This is a genomic window from Aerococcus sp. L_32, from assembly GCF_050689315.1.
In genome coordinates this window covers 1-5,033 of the sequence record NZ_JBOEQF010000153.1, presented here as the reverse complement: position 1 = coordinate 5,033, position 5,033 = coordinate 1, and the positions used below count along the sequence as shown (strand labels likewise).

General features: G+C 41.8%; 5 protein-coding genes and 1 tRNA gene. All 6 read right to left on the bottom strand.

Going from position 1 to position 5,033, the window contains the following annotated elements:
• On the bottom strand, positions 1-502 hold a 502-nt coding region (locus ACRCJ0_RS09285), incomplete at its 3' end, for an isocitrate/isopropylmalate family dehydrogenase (RefSeq protein WP_431390267.1).
• A gap of 52 nt (positions 503-554) precedes the next feature.
• Positions 555-1,871 (bottom strand): CitMHS family transporter, encoded by a 1,317-nt coding sequence (locus tag ACRCJ0_RS09280; protein ID WP_431387655.1) that lies wholly within the window; start codon positions 1,869-1,871, stop codon positions 555-557.
• 312 nt (positions 1,872-2,183) lie between these two features.
• Positions 2,184-2,903 (bottom strand): HAD family hydrolase, encoded by a 720-nt coding sequence (locus ACRCJ0_RS09275; RefSeq protein WP_431390266.1) that lies wholly within the window; start codon positions 2,901-2,903, stop codon positions 2,184-2,186.
• Between the two features lie 107 nt (positions 2,904-3,010).
• A complete protein-coding gene (locus ACRCJ0_RS09270) occupies positions 3,011-4,072 on the bottom strand; it encodes a glycosyltransferase family 4 protein (RefSeq protein WP_431387657.1) in 1,062 nt (353 codons plus the stop codon).
• Positions 4,073-4,078: 6 nt separating this feature from the next.
• Positions 4,079-4,681, bottom strand: a complete 603-nt coding sequence (locus tag ACRCJ0_RS09265; RefSeq protein ID WP_431387658.1) for a TVP38/TMEM64 family protein — start codon at positions 4,679-4,681, stop codon at positions 4,079-4,081.
• Positions 4,682-4,958: 277 nt separating this feature from the next.
• A tRNA-Pro gene (locus ACRCJ0_RS09260) sits at positions 4,959-5,032 on the bottom strand.
• Position 5,033 lies beyond the last annotated feature (1 nt).

The following is a 5,033-nucleotide window of genomic DNA, read 5'->3' as shown; positions in this document are numbered from 1 at the left end:
TCGTCTTGCGGTCATTAGCTACGGCATACTCAAAAGCTGCTGTAACAATCCGTTCTGTGGCCTTTCTAGTGATAATTTTGATGGAATGGGCTTCGTCAGGTGAAATTTGCGCTTCAACACCCGCGTATAAATCTTCTGTATTCTCCCGGAATAAGACGATGTCTACATCCCGGTGTATGGCTGGAATTTGGCCTAATACGCGGATTGGACGGATGTTTGTATGTAATTGATAATGTTTTCTAAGCGATACATTGACCGATCTGAAACCCTCACCAATTGGCGTTGCAACGGGCCCTTTCAAGGCAACCTTGTGGGTATCGATGGCGTCGTAAACGGCTTTGGGAATCAGTTCACCCGTTTCATCAATGGCGTCTTGGCCAGCGACCACTTCATCCCAAGCAATTGGACTTTCTAGGGCTTTTGCCACCTCTTTAACGGCTTCTGTAATTTCTTTCCCAATCCCGTCTCCAGGAATTAAGGCGATTGTATGTGTGTTCGTCATTCAGTCCACTCCTTTTAAAGTCGATAATATAATAGCTTTAATTGATTCATCATTATTGGAAAATGGGTAACAAACCAAAGATGGCAGCAGTAATCACGTAGACAATGAAAATGCCAAGTGACACGACCAAACCTTTTTTCTGCCAGTCGCCCCATTCCACGCCAGTTAAACCAAGTAGTACGTATGAGAAAGGTACTAGCGGGCTGAACAAGTGGAAAGATTGACCGATTAACGATGCAAAAGTCAGTTGTAACGGGGTAAATCCGTAAGCATATCCGGCTTCTGACAAGATAGGCATCATGCCGTAGTAGAAGGCATCGTTATGTAGGAAATAAGTACCTGGCGCTGAAATAATGGCTACGATTAGACCGTAGAAACCACTTAACGACTCAGGAATGATCGTGATTAGGGAAGTGGCGATGGCATCTGACATACCGGTCGCGTTTAAAATCCCCATGAAAATACCGGCACCAAATACGGTCATAACCACCTGGTTGGCTTCAGATGCGTTGCTGTCAATTCGTGCTTTTTGATCTTTAGGATTTGGATAGTTGACTAGTAAGGTGATCACTGTACCTAACATAAAGATAATCGCTGAAGGCACAGACCCTTCAACCAATAAGCCAATAGCTACAAGGACGATAATTAAGTTGATCCAGACATTTTTAGGTCGACGTAATTCAAGGGTTTCTGGGTCATCGATAACCATCATGGCCTGCATTTCTTGTTCAGACAAGTTGACCACACCAAGCGTCTTCCGTTCTTGTAAACCAAAAATCCAAGCGATGATAAACATATAAATCAAACCAGCTACCATCATCGGCACTAGTCCGCGCATAACATCATTGGTTTCAACCCCCATAACTGCGATAGCACGGGCAGTTGGCCCACCCCAAGGCAGTAAGTTAACGATTGAGTGTGACGTCATGGTTAAAACAGCTAGGTTTAGCATGGACATATTTAGTTTCTTGTAAATTGGCACCATAGCGGTACAGACAATGATCATAGTCGCCGTCCCGTCACCATTTAAGGAAACAGCAGCCGTTAAGGCAACAGTTGCCAAGGCGACTTTTAAGGGGTCCCCTTTGGCAAAACGAATCATCGCGTTAGACAAGGGATCGAATAAACCTGCGTCAATCATGATGGTAAACATATATATTGCGAAGAATAGCATAATCCCGGTAGATGATGTGGTCCCCAAGCCATCCATAGCCGCTTGACCAATATCAATCTGCCACAAATTAAAGACTTGTCCAATTATCGCCCATAACAGTGGCAAGAACACCAAACCAATGAAGGGTGACATCTTCTTACGCATAATAACAAACATGAAAATAACAATCAGGGCGTACCCCATAAATGCAATCATTAAAAAACACCTCTTACTTTCTCATCATTTTATATGTGTTTTATCATGTGCTAAATACAATCAATTGTCAATGAAATTTCCGCAAAAACACAAAGCGTGTTACATTATATTACATATTATGATAGTTATGTTTTATTAGATGCCAAATAAAAAAGCCAACAAAATATAGGCTTTTGCTGGCTTTCTCAAAAATCGAATCGTTCACATCATTTTTTGTCTTTATAATAAATTAAAAACACTTTGTTTCTTTAGGTATATTTTCTACCGAAATCCCTCACTCATATCAAGATACCTGACATGGCAAGTTGAATTCTATAAATTCCCTAACAAAGTCCGCATTTCTAGGAAGTCATCTGTTGTACAGGTGGCTACTGTGTTTGGGACTTCTGTTTTACTGTAGTGAATGGCTTGCCATCCGGCTTTAATGGCCCCTTCAATGTCGTTTTGGTAGTCATCACCGACGAACAAGATTTCCTGAGGCGCAACATTTAAATCAGCAGTAATGGCGTCAAATACCTTGCGTTGCGGTTTTGACCCGCCCATACTTTCAGAAATATACCATTTATCCCGGTCGATCAATTGGTCGACGCCTAGGTTGGTCAATTTGTCGATTTGAGCCTCTGTTGTTCCGTTGGTTAAGACAAATAAGGTCATCCCTTTAGATAAGGCTGCTTCCATCAAGGCTACTAAGTCTTCGCTCAAACTTAATTGTTTTTGATAGTGGTTTTTCAGTTGGTTGAACTCTATAGCAGTTGCTTGGTCAATTTCGTGACCGAAATGGGCGTAGGTTTCAATGACCCGGTCATTTTTGAAGGCAGCTTCTGTCTTTTTGCCAGCCATAAAGGCTTGATATTCTTGCTCGGAGAACTCAGCGTAGACTTGATTGAAGGTCTCAAAATCAACGTCTAAATGGCGGTCTGTCGCCTGCATATCTCGGTAGGTTTCCTCATAGATGGTTAATCGGTTATACAAGGTATCGTCTAAATCAAATCCAATTGCTTTCATATCTATCCCCTTTTCAATCATTTTCATATGATAACAAATAGCGACCTTGAACGCACATATTACGAAAAAAGACGACCCTTGTCTGAAATTAGACAGGGCCGTCAATTTGTCTACATTTTTTGTAGATTGTGTCATTATATTTTAAAAGTTGAAAAAAGGATTTTGCTGAGTTTCTTATCGCTTTGCTTTTCTACTTGGCAGGCACGGGCATATTGGTACTCATAAATGTACTGTTGGCCAATATTTTGAATACTTTTCAAGCTGGCTTGTTGGTAACCATTTTCACTAAGACTCGCTAAATCACCGCCTAAAAGTCCTTCTAATTGCACTTTAAAATCTTCAAGTGCATTGGCTTTATAAACGTCTCGGTCAGCTTTTAAATAATCAAAGACAGGCAAATCAGATACAATCGTGTTCACCTTGCTGGCTAACGCTTCAAGTAAGACGATCCCTTCTGTTTCCTCGTGGGTCATGAATAAATAGACATCTGCCATTTGATAAGCAACGCGGACCTGGTCACGCGGGATATAGCCGGCAAAAATTAAATTGGGCAACTTGGTGGCAATGGCCTTTTTGACTTCTTTAGGTAAGGCATAAGGATTTGAATAGCCAAACCATATAAAGGTAACCTCTGGCATTTGCTTGGCTAACTCGACAAATTCGATAATCCCCTTACGCTCAATTTGTAGACCCACTGAAATGGCTACTTTCTGGTCTGGGCGCAGATTAAACCTCGCCCGCATGTTGGCCACTTCTTCTTGGTTAGCTTGCCAATAAGCTAGGTCAATCCCGTTTGAAATGACATGGATTGGTTTATCGATATCGTATTGTTCAAGTAAGTTTTTAGCATACTCACTTGGCGTTAGAATCAGGTCTGCCGAGTTGTAGCAGGTGTTGAGCCAGTATTTAAAACCGAGCGACGCTTGGTTAGAGAAAGCGTAGGAATTCTTGAAATCTTCCATGGTTGAGTGGGCGTGGTAGATGACAGGTTTACCAGCGGCTTTTGCCTTTTTGGCAATAACAAGGGAATGCGGAAAGACGGTATTGATGTGAACCATGTCGAAGTCATCCTTGTAGTTGGTTGTATAAGCAATGCCCGCAGATTCAAGGGCCATTTCCTGGTGCAACTGGGCGCGTCCTACCCCACTTTGTTGAATTGATTTCTTCATATCACTGTGCAATAAAATCTTCATCATAGACTCCTATATCCACTTACTCACTAGATCAACTAAAAAGATAGTTGAATAGGAGTAAATCAAAATGGTAACGGGTTTCCCTACTGCTAAAACTTGAACGAACCGCGACAGAGACAAATTGGTTAAACCAGCCACATAGCAAATCACATCAGCCGGCATAAAGGGCAAGATCAACCCTAAAATCAAGACCCGTTTAAATCCCGACCGGTCATCCAGCCAACTTAAGGCCTTATTATAGTACTTGTCTCCCACTAGCATATGGACCAAACTTCGGCCATACTTGCGGGCTAAGTAGAAGTTGAATATGGACCCAAGGAAAATGGGCATCAAATTCCAAATAAAGCCCCAGACATCCCCAAACATGTATACACCAAGCGGGATGGTAATCGAACCAGGTATCACGGGCACAACCGTTTGTATAAATTGAATCACTACGAACATCAGCGGTGCGGCAATCCCAAAGTGGCCCATAAATCTTAAAAAGGCCACCTTATCTACCAACAAACCGTTCCGCCATGCCCAAACAATAAAGATTACAGTCGCAACCGTACCCACAATATTCAGTAAATGAATCAATCGCTGTATGAATTGTTTACGATGCATATCCATAGCCAATCTCCCCTCAATAGTCTACACTATTGTCTGAAATTTTAATCATCTTTAGTATAACGTATTTCTTCAATTTTTATTGTAAACTTTTTATAAGGTAGAATCATAGGTCAAAAGTACCATTATAGATACAGAAAATGAAAAAAGGCGCAAGCACCGACGCCAAGACAGGAAGGTTGAAACCCTCTCCTGTCTGAACGCCATGTCTCGCACCTTTTTAAAAATACACGAAATTTAAAAATAAAAAAAAGATAGCCCTATTGAGCTACCCCATTAGTCGGGAAAACAGGATTCGAACCTGCGACCCCTTGGTCCCAAACCAAGTGCTCTACCAAGCTGAGCTATTTCCCGT

Coding starts and splice junctions, on each gene's coding strand:
- ACRCJ0_RS09265 (WP_431387658.1), bottom strand. CDS start 4,681: ATGGATATGCATCGTAAACAATTCATACAGCGATTGATTCATTTACTG.
- ACRCJ0_RS09275 (WP_431390266.1), bottom strand. CDS start 2,903: ATGAAAATGATTGAAAAGGGGATAGATATGAAAGCAATTGGATTTGAT.
- ACRCJ0_RS09280 (WP_431387655.1), bottom strand. CDS start 1,871: ATGATTGCATTTATGGGGTACGCCCTGATTGTTATTTTCATGTTTGTT.
- ACRCJ0_RS09270 (WP_431387657.1), bottom strand. CDS start 4,072: ATGATGAAGATTTTATTGCACAGTGATATGAAGAAATCAATTCAACAA.